Source organism: Vibrio sp. 2017_1457_13 (assembly GCF_030851525.1).
GTDB classification, from domain to species: Bacteria; Pseudomonadota; Gammaproteobacteria; order Enterobacterales; family Vibrionaceae; genus Vibrio; species Vibrio metschnikovii.
This window is the reverse complement of sequence record NZ_VHTA01000001.1, coordinates 77,700-98,149: the sequence shown is the minus strand read 5'-3', so window position 1 is coordinate 98,149 and position 20,450 is coordinate 77,700. Positions and strand designations below refer to the sequence as shown.

The 20,450-nt window shown below is 43.5% G+C and carries 15 protein-coding genes and 3 pseudogenes; 7 read left to right on the top strand and 11 right to left on the bottom strand.

The window, feature by feature from the left end; genetic code table 11:
- Positions 1-107: 107 nt before the first annotated feature.
- On the bottom strand, positions 108-1,844 hold the full coding sequence (locus FKN88_RS00450) for a methyl-accepting chemotaxis protein (RefSeq protein ID WP_004395510.1): 1,737 nt from the start codon (positions 1,842-1,844) through the stop codon (positions 108-110).
- Positions 1,845-2,122: 278 nt separating this feature from the next.
- Between FKN88_RS00450 and FKN88_RS00445 the strand changes: the two genes are divergently transcribed.
- Positions 2,123-2,596 (top strand): methylated-DNA--[protein]-cysteine S-methyltransferase, encoded by a 474-nt coding sequence (locus FKN88_RS00445; protein WP_154168472.1) that lies wholly within the window; start codon positions 2,123-2,125, stop codon positions 2,594-2,596.
- A 27-nt stretch (positions 2,597-2,623) separates the two neighbouring features.
- Here FKN88_RS00445 and FKN88_RS00440 read toward each other — a convergent pair whose 3' ends face one another.
- Positions 2,624-2,800 carry a DUF6435 family protein gene (locus FKN88_RS00440; RefSeq protein ID WP_154168473.1) on the bottom strand — a complete coding sequence of 59 codons (177 nt, stop codon included), beginning with the start codon at positions 2,798-2,800 and terminating at the stop codon, positions 2,624-2,626.
- A 211-nt stretch (positions 2,801-3,011) separates the two neighbouring features.
- Positions 3,012-3,392 (bottom strand): hypothetical protein, encoded by a 381-nt coding sequence (locus FKN88_RS00435; protein ID WP_154168474.1) that lies wholly within the window; start codon positions 3,390-3,392, stop codon positions 3,012-3,014.
- A 364-nt stretch (positions 3,393-3,756) separates the two neighbouring features.
- Between FKN88_RS00435 and FKN88_RS00430 the strand changes: the two genes are divergently transcribed.
- Together FKN88_RS00430 and FKN88_RS00425 are read left to right on the top strand one after the other, a co-directional pair.
- Positions 3,757-5,397, top strand: coding sequence for a methyl-accepting chemotaxis protein (locus tag FKN88_RS00430; protein ID WP_004395514.1), 1,641 nt, complete (start codon positions 3,757-3,759; stop codon positions 5,395-5,397).
- A 193-nt stretch (positions 5,398-5,590) separates the two neighbouring features.
- Positions 5,591-7,771, top strand: coding sequence for a TonB-dependent receptor domain-containing protein (locus FKN88_RS00425; RefSeq protein WP_154168476.1), 2,181 nt, complete (start codon positions 5,591-5,593; stop codon positions 7,769-7,771).
- Positions 7,772-8,034: 263 nt separating this feature from the next.
- On the opposite strand, the gene FKN88_RS00420 is transcribed toward FKN88_RS00425, so the two are convergent.
- The gene (locus FKN88_RS00420; RefSeq protein WP_154168478.1) at positions 8,035-8,901 is read right to left on the bottom strand and encodes a LysR family transcriptional regulator; all 867 of its coding nucleotides are present in this window, start codon (positions 8,899-8,901) and stop codon (positions 8,035-8,037) included.
- 111 nt (positions 8,902-9,012) lie between these two features.
- On the opposite strand from FKN88_RS00420, the gene FKN88_RS00415 reads away from it, so the two are divergent.
- Positions 9,013-9,627 (top strand): LysE family translocator, encoded by a 615-nt coding sequence (locus FKN88_RS00415; protein ID WP_154168480.1) that lies wholly within the window; start codon positions 9,013-9,015, stop codon positions 9,625-9,627.
- Positions 9,628-9,789: 162 nt separating this feature from the next.
- Here the strand turns inward: FKN88_RS00415 and FKN88_RS00410 are convergent.
- Positions 9,790-10,092, bottom strand: a pseudogene (locus FKN88_RS00410) (antibiotic acetyltransferase); the annotation flags it as partial.
- A gap of 203 nt (positions 10,093-10,295) precedes the next feature.
- Between FKN88_RS00410 and FKN88_RS00405 the strand changes: the two are divergent.
- Positions 10,296-11,696, top strand: a complete 1,401-nt coding sequence (locus FKN88_RS00405) for an alpha-amylase family protein (protein ID WP_306687053.1) — start codon at positions 10,296-10,298, stop codon at positions 11,694-11,696.
- Between the two features lie 97 nt (positions 11,697-11,793).
- Here the strand turns inward: FKN88_RS00405 and FKN88_RS00400 are convergent, their stop codons facing one another.
- From FKN88_RS00400 to FKN88_RS00380, 5 genes and pseudogenes are all read right to left on the bottom strand, one after another.
- Positions 11,794-13,362 carry an ATP-binding cassette domain-containing protein gene (locus FKN88_RS00400; protein WP_154168484.1) on the bottom strand — a complete coding sequence of 523 codons (1,569 nt, stop codon included), beginning with the start codon at positions 13,360-13,362 and terminating at the stop codon, positions 11,794-11,796.
- Between the two features lie 433 nt (positions 13,363-13,795).
- Positions 13,796-13,987, bottom strand: a pseudogene (locus tag FKN88_RS00395) (glycosyl hydrolase family 3); the annotation flags it as partial.
- 386 nt (positions 13,988-14,373) lie between these two features.
- A complete protein-coding gene (locus tag FKN88_RS00390; RefSeq protein WP_306687052.1) occupies positions 14,374-15,189 on the bottom strand; it encodes a siderophore-interacting protein in 816 nt (271 codons plus the stop codon).
- A gap of 170 nt (positions 15,190-15,359) precedes the next feature.
- Positions 15,360-15,771 (bottom strand): annotated as a pseudogene (locus tag FKN88_RS00385) (2,3-dihydroxybenzoate-AMP ligase); the annotation flags it as partial.
- Positions 15,746-15,976 (bottom strand): hypothetical protein, encoded by a 231-nt coding sequence (locus tag FKN88_RS00380; protein ID WP_306687051.1) that lies wholly within the window; start codon positions 15,974-15,976, stop codon positions 15,746-15,748. The pseudogene FKN88_RS00385 and the gene FKN88_RS00380, both read right to left, overlap by 26 nt.
- A 227-nt stretch (positions 15,977-16,203) precedes the next feature.
- On the opposite strand from FKN88_RS00380, the gene FKN88_RS00375 reads away from it, so the two are divergent.
- Both FKN88_RS00375 and FKN88_RS00370 read left to right on the top strand, forming a co-directional pair.
- Positions 16,204-16,446, top strand: coding sequence for a phosphopantetheine-binding protein (locus tag FKN88_RS00375; RefSeq protein ID WP_154168486.1), 243 nt, complete (start codon positions 16,204-16,206; stop codon positions 16,444-16,446).
- A 54-nt stretch (positions 16,447-16,500) separates the two neighbouring features.
- Positions 16,501-17,409 carry a siderophore ABC transporter substrate-binding protein gene (locus tag FKN88_RS00370; RefSeq protein ID WP_154168488.1) on the top strand — a complete coding sequence of 303 codons (909 nt, stop codon included), beginning with the start codon at positions 16,501-16,503 and terminating at the stop codon, positions 17,407-17,409.
- A gap of 86 nt (positions 17,410-17,495) precedes the next feature.
- On the opposite strand, the gene FKN88_RS00365 is transcribed toward FKN88_RS00370, so the two are convergent.
- On the bottom strand, positions 17,496-19,565 hold the full coding sequence (locus FKN88_RS00365; RefSeq protein WP_154168490.1) for a TonB-dependent siderophore receptor: 2,070 nt from the start codon (positions 19,563-19,565) through the stop codon (positions 17,496-17,498).
- Positions 19,566-20,450: the final 885 nt, after the last annotated feature.

Here is a 20,450-nt window from a genome sequence, read left to right as displayed (position 1 = left end):
AATAAAGCTCACCAATGATTAAAAATCAAATGAAACACTCTCTATCTGTTTATAAATCGACCCTCTTATGAGGGTCAATATGATTAATAGGCTTATGCATCAACTTATTAAGTTCGAATATGTTTAATCGCAGCATTTAAATCATCAACATTGTGCTGCAAATCCCTAACCACTGGACCAAGTTGATTGATGGCAATATTCATATCAGAAGATAATGATTTAATATTACTGAGATTACTCGATATCTCATCACTCACTGTTAACTGCTCTTCCGTTGCCGAGGCAATAGAGGTATTAAGCTTATGGATTTCAATGGCCGAGTTTTGTATGGTACCCAATGCTTCATTAGCGGTAGACATATTCGTGCGTGTCGATTGCATTTTATCGGCACTGGAACGAATGGTTTTGGTAGACTGCTCTGCTTTTTCTTGCAGCGCAGAAATCATGGTTTCAATTTCACCCGTTGACTGTTGAGTTCGCTGGGCAAGAGAGCGAACTTCATCAGCGACCACCGCAAACCCACGCCCTTGCTCACCGGCACGAGCCGCCTCAATCGCCGCATTCAATGCTAGTAAGTTGGTTTGTTCGGCAATAGCCTTAATGACGTCAAGCACATTACCAACATTATTCGATTCATTCGCCAATTGCTGAATCACCTCAGACGTTTTGGTAAATTCGCTTTCCAGCTCACCAAACTCATGAGTCGTTTTATCAAATACCTGCTTACTGGTACTGGCTTCTTTTTCTGCACTACCGGCGTACTGCTCAGCCATCGTAGTACTTTCAGCAACGGTAGACAGTGCCGAGGTCATCTCTTCCATAGCGGTAGCCGCCATTTCTAGCTCTTGGCTCTGCTGATTCGCCACTTTTGCATTTTGCTCAGTCACATCACGAATCGTGTCTGAGATAGCAGAGATAGTATGGTTAACTTGGTTAATTTTGGTAATGGTCGAAGAATAACTAACCAAGACTTTGTTGATAGTCGAACCAATGATCCCGAGTTCATTATTACTCTTATCATCCACTCGTAGGGTTAAATCTGAATCCTTATCGACTTTTTGGAGCAAGGTTGCCATGCTGTCTATCGGTTTCACGACCTTACGATTGACAATGAAGTAGCCAAGAATGGCAATCACAAAGACAATCACTAATGAGATATTACCGATCAACACCGTATTTTTTACTTTCTGTGCGGCCTCATTCATCTGTTGACTGGTACGATTCTCCAGTTCAGTAAAAAACTTATCAATTGGAGCCATGATTTTGGCTTTTTCTTGATGGTATTGATTACTGTGTAATAACTCGATGGCCATATTACGATCCGGCGCTCTTCTGACGGTATAATTCCCACTCGCATCAGCAAACAGTCCTTTAACCGCATTCATGGCTTTGACTTCCATATTGACTAAGGCATCGGAGTTAGCTTGAGCTTCTCTCAGTAAGCGAAACTCTTGTTCAGTAAAGCCTAAATCACTCATCATTTGATTAAGCGAAATAGCCTTACCATCTCGTTTCGGTTTTTGACCATGTTGTAAAACAAGATCCCAATAAATGGTATGGTAATTTTCTGGGCGGGGTTTGTTCCCGTTACGAATATCTAAAATATCCATATACATTTTTTCGTACTTTTCATCACCGGTGACGACATAAGTACGTCCTAAACGGGTTAAATCATCAGAGCTTTGACGAAGTTCATCTGCCGCTTGATAGGATTGGTAACGAACTTGCGCCATATGTTCGACTTGGTGCATTAATCCATTGAGCTGTAGTACGGTCAATACACTGATAATAATACCCGCACCAATCACAGCAAATACGAGCTTCATAGTATTGTTGATAGTCATAACACTGCCTCTTTGTCTTTATCAACGAAAATAAATTAAGCCGTATTGTTTTTATTATTACTATCAGCATAGAACAGGGGGATAACTTATGAATGGTTTTTTTTTGTGACTTGTGAGAAAAAGACTGAACGCTTTTTGAACACACTTTCTTTACCATAGGTAGCGATAGGAAGGCATTAAGGGATAAAAATAACTCGTATGTTTGTGGGTAATGGATAAACTAAACAAAGAAAAATCATCAATCTAAGACTGAACACCACATCGAGGCTGTCACTACCATGAATACTTTTACCTATTACCAAAGTCCTTTTGGAGTCATGACGCTACAGGCTTGTCGACAAGGATTATTGGGCGCTTGGTTTGCTACCGAAACCACCATGCCAACAGACTTAGGTATCGAGTCCGCACACTGCCCATTACTTATCGACACCATACAGCAGCTAGAGGAATATTTTGCTGGCCAGCGCACTCAATTTTGTTTGCCTTTAGCTGCCAAAGGAACGCCATTTCAGCGATCGGTTTGGCAAACACTGGGCAACATCCCTTATGGCGAGACATGGAGCTATCAACAGTTGGCTGAAGCAATCGGTAACCCGAAAGCCGTCAGAGCGGTAGGATTAGCCAACGGAAAAAATCCACTTTCCATTATCGTTCCCTGCCATAGAGTGATTGGAAAAAATGGCAAACTAACGGGCTATGCGGGAGGTATAGAGCGCAAAGCAGGCTTATTAGCATTAGAAAGAGGCGATTAAGTACTGGGTACTAAAGCGCTCTCAGTATTACTTTTGTTCAGCTTCTAGACGCTCAATCTGCTGGTACATCTCATCCGCTTCAAAGGTGAGCTGCGAGTAAGTACGAATATCCCCTTTTCTCTGCGCCAGCATCGCATTTTCGAGCTTCAGAGCATGTTGTTTTCTAAGCTTTTTGGTTGGGTCAGATTTAAATATTGAAAACATTAAGCCATTCCTTGATTTGGTAATTGTTCACTATCAAGTTCTACGTAGGATCCATTACCTTAGATCATCGGTATAACATAACGTTTAATGACGCTAACGGTTTCTAAAAATACAAATCGTTTAAGAAGAAAAAAGCGTTCGCAACGCATTGTGCTGCTAACGCCTTAAGTCCAGATAAGATGATGGATGATACGCCAATTAGTGCTGAATTTTACTCGTCATCAATATCACAATTAGTACAACTTTGTAGGGCGATTTCGTGTTCAAAGTCAATCGACTCGCTACCATCGACCAATAGCTCTGCGATCTCATCCGCCACTTCTTGCTCATCTTCGGCTTCAACTTGATCAGCAAGCTCTTCTTCAGAGTAACCAAAGAAGTTAAGCAACAAATAATCACGCGCTTCGTCTTTCGTGCACGTCACCTTAACCGAAAGATCCGGTTCGATGCTGTCTTGCGCCGTGATTGTCGCCACTTGTGCTAATACGTCCTCTTTCATCGTCGCCGTTAACCAACCCAAATCAGTACTCACTGTGGTTTTTTTACAGTTAAAACAAGGGAGTGGATGAAAGTAATATTGAAAATTAGTCATGGATTATTTCTTCTTTGTCTGTTATCTAGCAAGATTATCCGCGTTTTGATAAAAAATACCATCTCTATATACCCAAACAACTTTGGCTACAGCTTTAAGCTGAATGGATAACAGACAGTTAAAATGACTAAAGGCTTGCGTTTCAGTGACGTCTCACCGCCCTTGCCTTATCTATAGTGCTGAAATTAACCTCTTTAACAACAACGTATTCATGCATGATTGGCATAAAAGCTAGACACTGTACACAACTTAACAAACTTACTTCTTTGGTCTAATTTACAGAACTCAGTATCATTTGTTACTGTAGATAAATATGAAATCTTAATCATATTATTATTTGGTCATATATCAAGGAGTGATGTTTATGACTTATGTTAGTCTGCGCCGACTTTCTATCCGTAATCGTCTATTTTTACTTACTGCCATCATTCTGGTCATGCTTGCCGTACCTTTTGCAATTACGGTCAAAGACTACCGAGCCGATCTGATGCGAGAAAAACAAACCCAAACACAGTACTTAGTCGAGAGCGCTTATACTTTAATGGAATATTATGCTCAGCAAGCAGATCAAGGCACACTTAGCACTGAGCAGGCACAACATGCAGCAAAAAAAGCAATAGCTCAATTACGTTATGGAACCAATGATTATTTCTGGATTAATGATACGCATCCCACTATGGTCATGCACCCAATGCAACCCCAGATGAATGGTCAGAGTTTACGCAATTTTAAAGACCCTAACGGAAAAGCCCTTTTTGTAGAAATGGCTAATATAACCCAGCAAAATCAACAAGGAGTCGTCGAATATCAGTGGCCAAAACCAGGGTCGAGTTATCCAGTAGATAAAATTTCCTATGTTAAACAATTTAAACCTTGGGGCTGGGTAATCGGCACAGGCATCTATGTCGATGATGTAAATGCGCTAATAATGGCTCGACTAAGTTCGATTGTTGTTTGGATCATTGGAACGCTAGTTCTTTTACTTGCCTTTGCCAGTCTAATTGGGCGCAGCATTACTCAACCTTGTGAGGAAACACTAGCTCGGCTCAAAGACATTGCTCAAGGCGAAGGCGATCTTACTCGCCAGTTAACAGTCACTGGTAAAGATGAACTGGCTCAAATTGGTGAGGCGTTCAATCTCTTCACTAATAAAATTCGCCATATCATCCAAAACATTACCCCGATCACCGAGAGTGTTACTGGCTCAGCGAAGGAATTAACCCAAGTAGCGCAAAACGCTTCAAGCAAAGCTTATGAGCAACACCAAGCTGTCGACACCGTTGCTTCCGCCATGAATCAACTACATGTGTCAAATCAAGAAGTTGCTCAATCGGCTTATCAAGCAGAACAATCGGCGCACAATGCAAATCAAGCTGCGAATCAAGGGCAACGAGTGATCACTCAAGCTTCAACCGAAATGCAATATTTGCGCGACCAGTTGACGCGTACCGAACAAGAAACACAAGCGCTAGCCAGCGAGACTCAATCAGTCAGCGCAGTATTGGAAGTTATACGCGGCGTAGCTGAACAAACCAATTTACTGGCACTGAACGCTGCCATTGAAGCAGCACGTGCCGGTGAACAAGGGCGTGGTTTTGCGGTGGTTGCTGATGAGGTACGGACTTTAGCAACTCGCACCCAAGCCAGTACCAATGAAATTGAGCAAATCATTTCTGGCCTACAAAAGAAAGCTCAAAACGTCTGTCAATCGATGACACAAACGCAACAGCAATCACACGTCACTCAGCAACAAGCAGAACAGGCGCAGCAAATGCTCAATGAGATTGAAACGCAGATTAAAACGATCTTGGCTTTCAACCAGCATATCGCTAGTGCAAGTAGCCAGCAATCTGAGGCCACCAATGAAATTACTCGTAATTTAACTCAGATTGCTGAGCATAGCACCCAAGCTACCGCACAAGCCAATCAAGTCGCTACCGCAAGTGAACAGTTGATGGAAAACGGTCAGCAACTAGCACGTAGTTTTGCTGTGTTTAAAACTTGATATTGTGGTATCTCTATGACGTGTAAGAGAGCTATAGTGCTTATCTTAATTATTGAACGCGGCTTACCCTTTAGGAGAACGGTATAATAGTCACCAGAAATTAATGATAATAAATATCAATTGCATTTACAGAAAGAGGAAAGGTTCCTATAATCAGTCGCTTTAATAATAACGACAAAAGTAAATAGTTACCATGCTCACTGATTTTCCTATTTCTTGTAAAATAAGCCTAATCTCGTTGATTGTATTCCACAGTATTACTCTCCATGCGAGTGAAAAAGCCGACGAATCCATTGAAGTTATTGGTGTACGTTACGCGAAACCGATCACCATCGCTAAACCCGCACAAACCACTATTGATTCTGATCAGATTGAAGAACAGCAATACGCCAACTTCGCAGAGTTGGTTGGCTCAGTGCCTGGAGCAACACTGGATGGTGGAGCACGATCCGGAGGTGAACGGATTAATATTCATGGTTTCAGCGACCCTAGCGACCTTGCAGTGTACGTTGACGGTGCACCAATCGGCTTTCAGCAGTATCGTTATGGAACCTTCTTTTTTGATCCATTCTTAATTGGCGAAACAGAAATTATTAAAGGCACTCACGATTACCGAGCAATCAATGGTAAGTTTGGTGGAAGCATTCGCATTAAAACTAAAACGGTTGATGACCTCCTAGACTTCGGACAGAACTTCGGTACTCGTGTTTCCACTGGATACAATACCAACGGCAATGAAAATAGCCAAACCTTAAGTGTCTACGGACGCACTGCTACCGGTTTTTATTTCTTAGCGAATGGTTCAATCAAAGATTCTAAAGATACACAAGTGGGTGGCGGTGAAACGGTTGATTACTCAGCGTTTGAACAGAGCAATCTACTATTGAAAGCGGGTTATCAAAGCTATCATCATCAATTGAATATTATTAATACACGCTACCACGATGAGGGGCGTAAACCTTGGGCTAACCGGCGTGGAAAAATGCCAGCAATCTCTGACTTCAACATCAAGAAATATGGTTCACTTGAAGCGGCGCAGTACGCGAATACGGCGTATAATACTTACCAAGACAATACCACCACCTTGTCATACCGATTTATTCCTTCTAATCCTTATATCGACTTCACCCTAACCGCAGCGCGTTCCAAAAACGAACGTCATTGGGTACGGCCAGATATTGCCTTTGAAAAAATGTTTGTTTCCGTTGGAAATTACGGGCACGAATCTTGGCTCAGTTATCAACGCGACTATTTAGAGATTTCCAACAAGTCGAGCTTTATCGACCACGACTTGGTGGTAGGGCTGCAATATGAAAAAACGGATCGTCAGTCACTCGTTTATAATGCATCTTATAAAACGAAAGCAGAGAAAAACTATGGTTGGTATACGCCCTACTTTGAACCATCAGGTGAGCAATCCATTTATGCCGTGTATGTTGCCGATCACTATCGCCTAAGCGATGCACTGCACATTATTCCCTCATTGCGCTACGAGTACATCGAAAGTCAAGGTGAAGGTAACTTGGCACCCGATTACAATGATCCGAATGCCGGACATGATTACCGCAAAACCACACATCAAGGTTTGAGTCCTCGTTTAGAAGTGAACTATCAATCAACACCAAATACGCTGTTTAATTTCTCTTATGCCTATGCGCTCAAAGCACCAACCATTGATGATCTCTATTCAGTGCAGTTTGCTATGGCCAGCGCCCCCGCCACAGCACGTGATTTAAAGGTATCACGTATTCATGCTTATCAAGCAAGTGTCATTCACAATACCAAGGATCTCATTGGTGATAATAGTACCCTCGCCACAGAGCTGACGGTGTTTTTCAACGATATCAATAATAACGTTAGCAATCGACAAGGGGGAAACTTGGATAAAGAAAGCGATAGGTTACAAAGCTGGAATACTAATCTCGATGGCTACACAATTTATGGTTTCGATTGGATTTCTCAATATCGTTTGCGCAATTTCTATTCTGATTTTTCAGCCAGTTATGCTCGCGGTAAAAATAAAGGCAGTTTAAAAGATTCGACGGGAGCCGATGAGAACCGCCCCAATGTACCACCACTTAATATCAACCTAGGCATAGGTTATGAGTGGATACACGGCTTACGCACTGGATGGAAGGTACGCTGGTACGATGCTCAGAACAAAATCGAAAAGGACAGCATGTTATCTAACCTGCCCAGCAGTCAATACACATTACAAGATATCTACCTTCACTGGGATGTCAAACAAGTACCAGGGCTGCGCACAGGTCTAGTGGTAAAAAACTTGACTGACCGCTACTACGAACCTTATTTGATGAATGGTGTGCCAGCACTTGGGCGAGAAATCAAACTACACCTTAGTTATCAATATTAACTTTCTTTCCTGTTTTTCCGTATCGAGAAGAGAGAGCAACGTGGCTCTCTCTTTTGGATTGATTATCATCCGATGTCTGAATATTTTGAACCGCTTGTAAAAAGATAAAAGCTAACCAAGCGCTCCTGTTTGATAACGAGTGGCGGAATGCTTAAGTGTAACCATAATCCAATACGCACATAAACTAATAGCACCCTTTGACGATTCCCGTTGCCCATATTCCTTTTATAAAATGTGTTCTTTAAAACATTTTGATTTTATTTTTATGGGTTGGGCACACACTCTCCCATCTCTTTCTGTAGCCAACGCTGAAACTTAAGCTCAAGTTCTGACAGCATTTTCTCTTGACTCAGTAGAATATAGTTATATCCAGACTCAACAAATCCAAAAGGAGCAATAAGATTACCACGCTCGATCTCATCCACGACTAAAGGATAGGAACCCATCACAGCACCCAACCCATCGATGGCGGCTTGGATACAGAAATAGAAATGAGCGAAAGATTGTACCGCATTATCTCTCATGTCATCGTGTCCAACACTCATCATCCACTCTCGCCAAGCATTAGGCCTAGTGTGACTGTGTAGCAATTTCACGGTGCTCAAATCATCCTTTACTTGCTGCCAATAATCGGGGGAGAACACCGGACCGACCCACTCCTCTACCAATGTAGTTTTTGGGTATAGGTACAAAGGCTCAAAATCATCCCGCCGAATTGCCATTGAAAGCCCTGTTGAACCGAGTGTCACAGGACCTCCCGCGGTCGAAAGTCGCACATCAGCATCACTCTCGTCATTGAAAGTAGATAATCTAGGCATTAGCCAACGCATGGTTAAAGTCGGTTCGCACGACACTTCTAAGCATCGATTTTTCTCTTGGACAAGCTTACTTACGCCACTTTCTAGTATGGCAAAGGCTTGCTGAGTATGATCTTTGAGTATATTTCCTTCTTTAGTAAGAAGTAAGTTCCGCCCTTGCTTATAAAACAGAGGCAAAGAGAGGTAATTTTCCAACACTTTGATCTGCTTACTGACAGCACCATGGGTAATATTGAGTTTGTCTGCCGTTTCAGTAAAACTCGACGAAAATGCAGCCACATGAAAAACATGAAAAGCTTTGAGATGCCTCATATGTGAATTTTTCTCACGATTACAAGAATTTGTTTCGATTATAGTCTGCCATTAGTTTTCCTACAATTGCACCATCAAAAACCATCAAAAACCATCAAAACAGGAACAACTATGGAGATTTTTAGTCTTGCCTTATTAGGCATTCTTATTGTTGTGAGTCCAGGTGCAGATTTTGTCCTAGTACTCAAAAATAGCCTCAATCAAGGTAGACAAGCAGGGATTTATAGCGCTATCGGGATCAGTCTAGCCATTTCAATACACATCGCCTACTCCATGCTTGGGATCAGTTATTTAATTTCACAGAATGAATGGTTATTTAGTTTGATCCGTTACTTGGGTGCGGCGTACCTAGTGTATCTTGGTTTAAAAGGCATTTTCAGCTCCTCTCACCAACCACAGAACAATGCCCCCCAATACACCGCCACTCAACAAGTTTGGACATTTTTCTTACAAGGATTTCTGTGCAATGTACTCAATCCAAAAACCATGTTGTTTTTCCTAAGCATTTTCAGCCAAGTCATCGACCCAGACTTAGCAACACAACATCTAGCCTTAATGTATGGGGGATACATGATTGCGCTACATGGTATTTGGTTTTCAATAGTGGCGGTCTTATTTACCTCGCCGAAACTGCAAGCCTTACTGCTGGGTGTAAAGCATAGATTGAATCAAGCCTGTGGGATAGGATTGGTGTTGTTTGGAACCATATTGGGGCTGAAGTCATAACGAGTAAACCGTGTTTTAAGGGTACTCTGGAAGTGATACAAACCTCACTAGAGAAGACTTAGTGAGGTTTGTAGTCCCTCGTTAATAATAACTACGTAAAAAATACCATTGTATCTTGTATTGTTTGAACGTAATTTCGGGATGACATTCAAGTAGACATAGCTAGCCATATTGCCCTGATTCATAACAGATGATGGCTTGCTTAAGTTTAGCCATATCCGATGCGCACAGGTAAGGTTTGAGCGCCGCGAATTTCTCTTCTGGCCAATCGTACACTTTCAACGCCAGCAGTTCGTCAATCACGTTCGCTTGAAAACGATATTTGACCAATTGAGCAGGAGAGCCAGCGACGATACTGTAAGGGGCAACATCTTTGGTCACGATGCTATTAGCCGCCACAATAGCACCTTCACAAATCTTAACGCCCAGCATGATCATCGCCCGCATGCCTAGCCATACTCCATCATACAAAGAGTGATAAAAATCACTCTTTGTAACCATATCAAAATCAAAACAGTTACCGTACAAATTTTCAGCTGTGCCACAATTTTGCCATTTACCGCCCTACACTATTTGAATTGGATCAATGATTTCCAACCAAGCCATTCACAGAAAGAATGAAATTTATATGATTTCTCTCGATTTTATAATAATAAGAGAAGCATCTAATGAAACCATCGTACCTTATTGCTTACGCTGCGCTGATCAGCGCAGGTTTTACCACCAGCGTGCAAGCTGACGCCATCTTGCATGCTTTTAACTGGAAATATAGTGATGTGACTGCCAACGCAGAGCACATTGCCGCAGCGGGTTACAAAAACGTGCTGGTTTCACCAGCGATGAAATCGAGTGGTTATGAATGGTGGGCTCGCTATCAACCTCAAGATCTTCGAGTGATTGACTCGCCGATTGGTAACAAAACTGATTTTAAAGCCATGGTTAACGCCCTACGTAACCATGGTGTTGGTGTTTATGCCGATGTCGTGCTCAATCATATGGCGAACGAAACTTGGAAGCGCAGCGACCTCAACTATCCCGGCAGTGAAATATTGACCAACTACGCGAATCAAGCGAGCTACTATCAACAGCAAACCCTGTTTGGTGATTTAACCCAAAATCTGTTTTCAGTGCATGATTTTCATCCTGAAGGGTGTATTACCGATTGGAGCAACCCCGGCCATGTGCAATATTGGCGTTTATGCGGTGGCCCAGGAGATCGCGGCTTACCCGATTTAGCAGCCAACGATTGGGTACTTGAACAGCAAAAAGCCTACTTACGCGCACTAAAGCAAATTGGTATCAGCGGCTTTCGCATTGATGCTGTGAAACACATGAGTCAATATCACATTGATCAAGTGTTTACTCCTGATATTATTGCCGATATGCATGTTTTTGGCGAAGTGATCACCAGTGGTGGCCTAGGTGATGCCACTTATGATGCGTTTCTGGCCCCTTATTTAAATAACACTAATCATGCCGCTTATGACTTCCCGCTGTTTGCCTCCATTCGCGCAGCGTTTTCCTATCAGGGTTCCATGACCTTATTGCATGATCCACAAGCTTATGGACAAGCATTGGATAATGCACGAGCGATTACCTTTACTATCACCCATGACATTCCGACCAATGATGGCTTTCGTTATCAGATCCTCGATCCGCAAGATGAACAGCTCGCTTATGCCTATATCCTAGGCAAAGACGGCGGCACGCCGCTGATTTACAGCGATGCCCTCGCGGCGAACGAAGATAGAGATAATAGTCGCTGGGCGAACATTTGGAATCAACCGACTATGCTGAAAATGTTACGTTTTCATAACGCGATGCAAGGCCAATCGATGACCATGATACATAGCGACCCATGCTTGCTGGTGTTCAAGCGTGGCAAACAAGGGGTAGTCGGCATCAATAAATGTGGGGAAGCAAAGCCCATCACCATCGATACCTATCAACATGAATTCAATTGGTATCGCCCTTATCAAGATGTATTAAGCGATGACGAGTTTATCGTTAATAACCGTTACCACATGTTATCAATCCCTGCACGTTCCGCTCGGATGTGGATGCAGTAATAGCTTGACTACCATGGTCTTATTACAAAAGGAGTGACTTAACGTCACTCCTTGTTTTTCTTAGGTATCCGTTCTTGTGAGTATCAACATTGACTCATCACAGCTCAATTTGTCTATTCACACCCGACTGTGTGGCGAAATCATCATCATGACTGACGAGAATAAATCCGCCACGATAATCATATAAAGCTTGCGCTAGGATGATTTTAGAATCCAAATCAAGATGATTATCCGGTTCATCAAGTAGCAGTAATGGCTGCTGCGGTTGATGACTGGCAATCAACATGGCTAATTTCATCTTCTCACCGCCGCTTAAAGTCCCGCCAAGACGAAAGACACACTCACGACGAAAGCCAATACCCGCGAGCAATGTTCTAGCTTCTCCCGCTTGCATACCATCACATTGCTCTAGCAGGTTATCGAGCATTGACAATTGCGGCACAATCACCGCGAAATGTTGATCAAGATAATAGATTGGCGCGCTCCGTTGCAGCGAGCCTTGCTTAAGTGAAAGCTTGCCGAGTAAGGTTTTCAACAAGGTTGATTTACCACTGCCATTAGCGCCGGTAAGGTGAACTTTTTCATCCGCTTTCACTTGCCAGTTGATGGGTTGATTGCACCCAAAAGCCAATACCGCATCGAACAAGGCAACAGCATGACGCGGTCGATTAACGGTATCCGCCAAATAGAGTTTTTGCTGGCTTATCGACTCTTTCCTCGCCTTTAATGATTGTTGTTTAGTCTCTAAATGAACTTGACGCCGCTGCTGATTTTTAGTGCGATTGGCGCTACGCGCGGTCGCTCTATCTTGCTGAAAATCCAATAAGCTTGTCGCCTGACTACCGGTTTTACGTAATTTGTTCCCTTGCGCTGCTCTTTGCTGTGCTTTTTCACGATTTCGCTGCGCTTGTATCACTAATTGCCGTTGCTGCTTGTCAAGGCTAGTAAGCTGGCGCTCTAACGCCTGCGACTCGTAACGCTTTTGCTCGGCGTACACATCATAATTTCCGCCAAAGACTTGCAGATCAAGGCTAGATAACTGCCAAATCTCCTCCATCTCTCGCAACAGCAATCGGTCATGGCTAATCAGCAAAATCGCTCCCTTGAAAGCCCGCATCGCCTCAAGCAACCACTGCTTGGCCGCTCCATCAAGATGGTTAGAAGGCTCATCAAGGATCAGTAAATCAAACGGACTACTCAACAGTTGCCAAAGCTGCAATCGCGCCAATTGCCCACCGCTCAGCTTTGCGCAAGCAAAGTGAGGATCAGCCGGTAAGCCGATGGCGTTTAGTTGCTGAGTCAGTTGCTGCAGCAAATCCCACTGCTCGCCAATCACATCGAACCAATGCGCTGAGCAATCACCGGACTCAACGTGTTTTAGCGCTTCAAGTACATCGGCTTTACCTAAAAACTGAGCAATAGACAGGTCGCTAGCTAATAAGTGCGAAGCTTGCTGACGATAAATGGCCATCGACTTCGCTCGGGTTATCGTACCGCTCGATGGTGGTAGATCACCGCTTAATATCGCCGCTAATATCGATTTACCCACCCCGTTACGGCCAACTAAACCGATACGCTGACTTTTAATGGTAAACGACAATGACGCAAACAACCTATCGCCATTAGCAAATTGATAGCTGATATTCTCAGCCTGTAAAACTGGCATGATTTGCCTCCTGTAAGTCAGGGACAATCGCCGCCGCTAAGCTATAACGAAAATGAGATTCAAAGCCAAGGCACGCTCTGATTGAAGAGCTATGCGGGTAATAAGGCAAAGAATGATCGGAAAGTGAGCTACGCCGACTAACCCTGTTGATCCAAAAATAAATGAAAAAAATGGATAACAGGCTCAGTTGTTCATGTGGGCGTACTCTCCTAAAGAAATGAGGCAACCAGATTAGGGGATTTCAGCTAGAGAAGTCAAGAGGAGAAAATAAGGGGGGGGTAGTTTATCAGATCCACTATCAATCTTGAGCTTAGCGCTAAACGTTAATGAGTAACCGAATTTTTCTTATTATCTTCATTCATCTATACACTAGGAGGCTGGCAGCCACTCAGAAATAAGTAGCGGGATAGTTTAATAAATTGAAAGTGATACTCTAAACGACACGACTCACTGCACAGCCTTGAGCTGGTGACACTTTTCCGATTAACACTTGTTCCGCCTAAGTACTTTCTGATCTTACGGAGTGTGCGCACAAATAATGCTGTACTTGAGGGTATTGTAATAGGTCGTAAGGGCTGCGTAAAGCAAGCACCACCAGATTGGGAAAATCGCGACTCAGCTGCTTAGTGGACACATTTTGAGACCGTCAAATAATAGTAACAGACCAAAACTGTTGATCGTATTCAAGATGGTGTCGTAGTTTTTACTAGCCAATAATCGCTAGATCATACTATTTTAATTCTGGAATTAGCTACGGAATGACGGTTTAATCGTTTTCACTCACTAAGGTGACCACACTGTCATCATGCAAATGAAAAAAGCCGTAAACCGCTTCTGAGCTATGTTTTGCTCTGCCCCTCGACACAACTGTAACGTCACCTTACCGCGATGAAGATCCATCTCCTCTACACAGGAGTGGGAGAACTCCAAGTAACGACCGACTGTCGGGTAAATCGCTTTAAATAAGCTTTCTTCTGTTTGGCGCCGCTATCGATGAACAACGGCAGTGGACTAATACCCAGCATCCATCACATCATGGCGTTCATCGTGATACGCTTCTTCAGTCTTACCTCTTTTCCAGTAAGGAATCGCGTAGAGCTTATCACGCGCGATCTGATAATCATTGCGCAAGATCTTACGGCAGTTGATTACACTCTGGTTTTCACCCGCAATAAAAGCAGACAGCGAGGTCGCTTTCTCCGGTGCGGGTAGTTGCTTAATGGCCTTAGCTAATGCGGGCTCGGCATCATCAGGATTGCGCATCAACCAATTGATGGCCATCTCTTCTGGATGAACAAGATCGTGGATATCTTCAATTTCATCCACCTCAATAAACACATAGCCTTTGGCGTCACTAGGCAGCTTTTCCAAGATGGCACTAATCGCAGGCACCGCCGAGAGATCACCAGCGATTATATGCCAATCCGCGGGTTCAATGAGCGGATCAGGCCCTGCTGGCCCAATTAAACCAATCTGTGAGCCGCTGCCTGCCTTCAGTGCCCAACCGCCGCCCGGAGTCTCCTCCCCATGTGTCACAAAATCGATATCCAGCTCATTCACAGCCGCACGATATTGTCTGACCGAGTAAGCTCTCGGAACGGGTTTGTGTTCTGGCCAAATAACGTTGTCCCCCTCTCGCACTGGCAATTGGAGAATGCCACTTGCTTGGTTGGGGAAAAACACTTTGATGTGCGAACCATTTTGGTTTTCCGGGAAACCGATTAAATCCTTTCCGGTTAACGTTACTCGGAGTAAGTTTTTTGAGATGGTTTCTTTGCGTACAAAATCCAGCAACATTGGATAGACGCGCTCTGGGCTGTCACTCATTCTTTCACCTAATCTTTTTGTTATTTTTGCCTAGCTGACGTTGTTGTCTTTGACCTTCACAATTAGGGGACGGCCATGGTTTGTTCTTCATTTCTCGCTTGTTCAATCACCCGCCACCACTCTCTAAGCGAATCCGCTTCCATCAATTGACCAAACGAAATGTTCTCACTCTATTGCCGAATGTCTCGCAACATTAACCAGAACCCTCGAATGAGGGCAGCGACCGCGATTTTTTCACCTAAATGTGCATCGGGAAGGGGAAACACCGCCACTTGGGCAATTTGTGGATGCGACAATAAAAGCTCTTCTAACTCATCAGCAGCAATGTTTTCGCCAGCACGAATGATCACATCCTTTATCCGCCCAGTGACCGTGAAATAACTTTAGGAATCGACCACCACGCGATCTCCACTGCGATAACATCCTTCATCCGTATACGCTCGCAGATTATACTCTGGCGCACGATAATATCCGCCAAGCGTGTATGGCCCTAGGGTCAGCAGTTCCCTTTCCTCTCCAACTGCAACAGGCTTGCCTTGTTGCAATAATTTCTTTGTCATCGCCCAAACGCGTACACGCGATTGGCCAACTCGAGATAACTCAGTGAAGTGTGGTTATCTGTCACCGCTATGCTATCTGAGTAACGCTCTACCCCCTGATGAAGAATCTGCCACAGCGGCAAATTGCTCCACAAATTTGCAGCCCGATATTGTTCACTTTGAACACTAGGTTTACGCACAAAGCCATCGAGTATCTGCTTTGGTGTTTCTGTTGTCGCGACGACCATATCTATCCTTGCCTTTCTTTAAGGTCACTCCTATTTGGATTACTAACCGTTGAACTAGGCATGAGAACCCAAACCAATACGTAATTCAGTGATATTAACACCACCAAATGCAAATAGTAATAATAATCATTTGAATTTATAAATCAAGTAATGATATGGTTAATAATGCCTACACTTAACCGTAAAGAAAATCGGCAATAAGTCACGAAAAATGAAAAGGAATTATTTTGTCAGAACCTCTAAAAGACTTTGATTTGCTTGCCACACTCAGCGAGTTACTGCGAGTGAGCGAAGCTAAAATTCAGTCCGACACCAACCTGATTGAATTGGGCCTCGACTCCATCAGTTTAATGCGCCTCACTGGGCGCCTTCGCCAAGTAGGTATCGAAGTCAACTTTGCCCAACTGATGAACTCACCAACGTTCAGCACTTGGCAAACTATCATTTTCAACGCAAAGGCACTTGCCTAAAGCACTACGGACACGGGCTATTTGTTCGTAATAGCCTTTTCAATAGGACAAAAAATGAAACTAAAATTAAGCGTTATGTTGATCAGCACCTTGCTTTCTGGTGGTGCAATGGCAAAAGACCTTGTGATCGAACATTACATGGGTAGCACTAAAATATCAGATGCACCAAAGCGTGTTGTTGTTATTGGTCATGGAGCCTTAGACGCTCTCGACTATCTCGGTATCGAACCCGTTGCCGTAGCGAAAGCGCCGATAATGCCACAGTACCTCGATAAGTTTCTGGATGCGAAATACGCCTCGGCGGGTAGCTTATTTGAGCCAGATTTTGAAACCATCTACAGCCAAAAGCCAGACTTGATCATCATTGGCCCTCGTGCGACTTCCAAATACAAAGAGCTGTCGGAAATTGCCCCTACTATCGTGTTCAGTGCAGATCTCAAGCAAGGCTACTGGCAGAGCACTCAAAAACAATGGCGTAATATGGGCGAAATCTTCAACGCCCAACAAAAGATTGAGCAGAAGATTAGTCAGCTCAATGAAGAGTTTGCCGCCATCAAGCAGTACAACCAGAAAAACCAAGTGGATGCACTCACCATCATGACATCCGGCGGCAACATCACGACGTTTGGCTCACAATCCCGTTTTGCTTCGGTTTACGAAGATTTTGGTTTTAAGGAAAGCTCCTCTGACGTAAAGACCAACAACCACGGTGATATCATCTCCTACGAGTACATCCATAAAACCAACCCAAGTACACTATTGGTGATTGACAGTGGTAAGCTCTCAGGCAAAGGCAATCAGGTTAAAGAACAGAATCTTGACAACGGTCTGGTCAAAGCCACCAACGCTTACAAGAACAAACGAATCATCTTGCTAGACCTAGACGCTTGGTATCTCTCAATTTCAGGTATTTCCGCAACTGAAAAGATGATCTCCGACATCAAAAAGACCGTCGAATTGTAGTCATTCTCTCTAGTAGATATATAAAAATTAATTGGTATATAAAAACGCCTCTGATCAACATCAGAGGCGTTTTACTTTCAGAAGAACTAGAAGTTCAACTGCAATGAAGCACCAATCATACGTGGTTGCTGTTTTAGCTGATCGTTCAAGTTGCTCGATGTGTACAGAGTCGTTTTATCGGAGTCAAATAGGTTGGTGGCAAACAGAGTAGCTCGGCCGTTTTCAAATACATAAGCCAATTGAGCATTAGCGACCCAATACGCATCAATTTTTGTGCTTGCTGTGTTGCTTCTATCTGAATAGTAGTCGCCCGTGTAAACCGCATTGGCACTTAACTCAAAACCATCAAAGAAGCTATACGCGGCCCCTAAGTTACCCGTCATACTCGGCGCGCGTGGCAGCTCTTTTGAATCACCCGAAGCCTCTTTATATTCCGTTTCTAGTAGGCCTAGGTTAGCAAATAGATCCAGTGAATCTGTGGCATACCAACGTGTACCAATTTCTGCACCATATGTTTTTGCTTTATAAAGGTTAGTAATAAGCACATCACCATTTGATAACGTTTGGGTCATCTGCATATTATCAAAATCGTTGTAAAACGTGTTGGTCATTAGCTCAACCGAATTACTAATACGATGACGCGTGTAAATCTCATAGTTCCAGATATACTCTTCTTCAAACTGATAGGGTGAAAATCCTGCAAATTGAATAGAGTTAAACGCTAAACCAGCGCCACCAGCGTTGTAACCTTTAGCGACTTTAAAGCCAATGGTCTGACCCATATTAGGTTTAAACGCTATATCAAACTTAGGTAAGAAAACACTTAGAGTGTCGTCGTGATCCAATTTAAAACGTGGGTCACTTACTTTTCGTTTAACGCGTTCTTTTTCATATCGTCCTGCAACAGTCACATCAATCGATTGTGTCAGCGCATACGTCAACTCGGCAAATGCAGATTGCGTTTTAGTACTACCGCTCATTGGGTTCGTGCTTGTTGCATCGATATATTCATCATCTTGAGAAGACTTGTAATAACGAGCACCGACTAACGCATTTACTCGGCCGTCTAGAGAAAGGTACCTTAGTAATGGCTCTACATGGAACTCTTTACCATCAGTGGTAAAATCGCCTTTTTGACGTGGCGTGGGGTTGGTGTATCGATCATAAGCAAACTTTGAGTAGACAAGGTTGTTTTCAAAGGTCAGCGCTTCATTCAACTGCCAAGAAAGATCCCAAGCGGTGCTCAGTGACTTAGTTTCATAAACAGGTCTAAACGCTTCAGTCCCGACAATGTTAATACTTTCAGATTGTGGACCGCGGGAATCCATATGAGCAATTGCTAGGGTTGTTTTGAAACCGACCAGTGCTGACGGTTCATAAAGTAGCTTACCGCGTACCGAGTTCATCTCAATTTTCTTAGCATCGCCAGCTGGCTCATAAGAGGCTAAATCAACAAAACTGTCGCGCTTTTGTTGGTCAAAACTGAGGCGAAATGCAAGTTCATCTTGGATGATGGGTGCGGAGAGCATCGCAGCGGTTTGTGAATAGTTTCGCTCACCGATACCTGCTTTTACCGCACTTTCAAAATGGTGGGTAGGATCGTTGGTTTTCATCACAATAGCACCCGCAGAAGCGTTTCGCCCTTGAATATAGCTTTGCGGACCTAAATACACTTCAACTTGCTGCATATCCCAAAGAGAACGTGGGCCAAACGCAATTTCCGAATATGTTAGCGAGCGACCATCAATGGACATATTTAAACGAGGTGAAGTACCTGCAAAACTCGCCAGACCGCCGATCGATGGACCAGAACCATCAATACCACGCACCGTTGGCATGCTGTTACCTTGGCCTGAGTCGACAATATTGGGAATAAGTTGCAACAGATCACCGATCTCTGTTGCACCTGGGGTATTGTCTATCGTCTCCTGGTCGAACACTTGGACACTAGAACTGGTGTCATAAATGGTTCTTGCCGTTTTCTCACCGATAACAACGATAACAGGTATCTCTTCTTTTTTATTGTTGTTGGTGCTCTCGGTTTCAGCATAGGCTTGACCACTGGCACAAATCCCCATCACTACCGCAGACAAAATGTTAAATTTAAAGGTTTTTTTTTCTGCAACGCTCGTTCGCGCTGTGCGTAAAGCTGCCATTTGAATTTCTCCTTAACTCTAATAAACAACTGATTGCATTCAGGACACACAGGCATAGCGAGTTATGCTTCTACCTCGAGATTGACTAGAGAGGCGTAAAGAGACCGAGACTGAACAGCGTTGCACTATAAAGTCGCACTCAAAAGCTATGCGCTTGATTGCAATTATTTCGACTAACATACGTTCCAAACTGAGGCTGATTCAGGCCAAAAGCATAAACTCAACTATCGAGTGGCATAACAACGTAGTTCACAATGCATTCTATTTATTGATAATACAAATGTAAAGAATTCTTATTTGCATTAATGGAAATGTATGCTATTAACCGCGCATTAGATACCTTTATTGACCTGAATTCTGATCAACTAAGGTATTGAGTGATTGATGCAAAAACACCATCAACTGTTCACTAAGATGCGTGATTTTCTCTTGTCCAAACCGTCGTTTTCGCCTTCTACCGTGAAGGCAATTTTAGCTGCGTCCTTCCTCACGCGAAATGTCATATTGAAGCCATCGTTGGTACCATTTGCGACGACCTTGCGCTCACTCTGGCACCCACTAAATACAATATCCTCATCAATAAGCACATTGATATAGGGGGGACTGGCTTGCTTTTACATTGAGATTGGCAATTAGAGGGTACTTACCGTGACGATAAAGAAGACGTAACTCAACCATTAGCCGCTTCACCCTATCCACAAAGTTTTCCTCGATATCGACATTGATCCGCAGCGGTAAGGTGTTGACCATTACACAAGGCGTATTCGCGCATCGGTTACCCATTCGATTTAAGTAGGGTAGCCAAATCCACAATCCGTAACTTGCCGATCGTTGCTCTATTAAGTGCAAGCTGTAGCCATCGAGCGTTATGTGGTGGCTTCTTAT

Bases quoted from the DNA above. Each gene is read 5' to 3' on its own strand.
- FKN88_RS00430 (WP_004395514.1), top strand. From the start codon at position 3,757: ATGACTTATGTTAGTCTGCGCCGACTTTCTATCCGTAATCGTCTATTT.
- FKN88_RS00365 (WP_154168490.1), bottom strand. From the start codon at position 19,565: ATGGCAGCTTTACGCACAGCGCGAACGAGCGTTGCAGAAAAAAAAACC.
- FKN88_RS00435 (WP_154168474.1), bottom strand. From the start codon at position 3,392: ATGACTAATTTTCAATATTACTTTCATCCACTCCCTTGTTTTAACTGT.
- FKN88_RS00380 (WP_306687051.1), bottom strand. From the start codon at position 15,976: ATGGTCGTCGCGACAACAGAAACACCAAAGCAGATACTCGATGGCTTT.
- FKN88_RS00420 (WP_154168478.1), bottom strand. From the start codon at position 8,901: ATGAGGCATCTCAAAGCTTTTCATGTTTTTCATGTGGCTGCATTTTCG.
- FKN88_RS00415 (WP_154168480.1), top strand. From the start codon at position 9,013: ATGGAGATTTTTAGTCTTGCCTTATTAGGCATTCTTATTGTTGTGAGT.
- FKN88_RS00405 (WP_306687053.1), top strand. From the start codon at position 10,296: ATGAAACCATCGTACCTTATTGCTTACGCTGCGCTGATCAGCGCAGGT.
- FKN88_RS00445 (WP_154168472.1), top strand. From the start codon at position 2,123: ATGAATACTTTTACCTATTACCAAAGTCCTTTTGGAGTCATGACGCTA.
- FKN88_RS00425 (WP_154168476.1), top strand. From the start codon at position 5,591: ATGCTCACTGATTTTCCTATTTCTTGTAAAATAAGCCTAATCTCGTTG.
- FKN88_RS00450 (WP_004395510.1), bottom strand. From the start codon at position 1,844: ATGACTATCAACAATACTATGAAGCTCGTATTTGCTGTGATTGGTGCG.
- FKN88_RS00400 (WP_154168484.1), bottom strand. From the start codon at position 13,362: ATGCCAGTTTTACAGGCTGAGAATATCAGCTATCAATTTGCTAATGGC.
- FKN88_RS00440 (WP_154168473.1), bottom strand. From the start codon at position 2,800: ATGTTTTCAATATTTAAATCTGACCCAACCAAAAAGCTTAGAAAACAA.
- FKN88_RS00370 (WP_154168488.1), top strand. From the start codon at position 16,501: ATGAAACTAAAATTAAGCGTTATGTTGATCAGCACCTTGCTTTCTGGT.
- FKN88_RS00390 (WP_306687052.1), bottom strand. From the start codon at position 15,189: ATGAGTGACAGCCCAGAGCGCGTCTATCCAATGTTGCTGGATTTTGTA.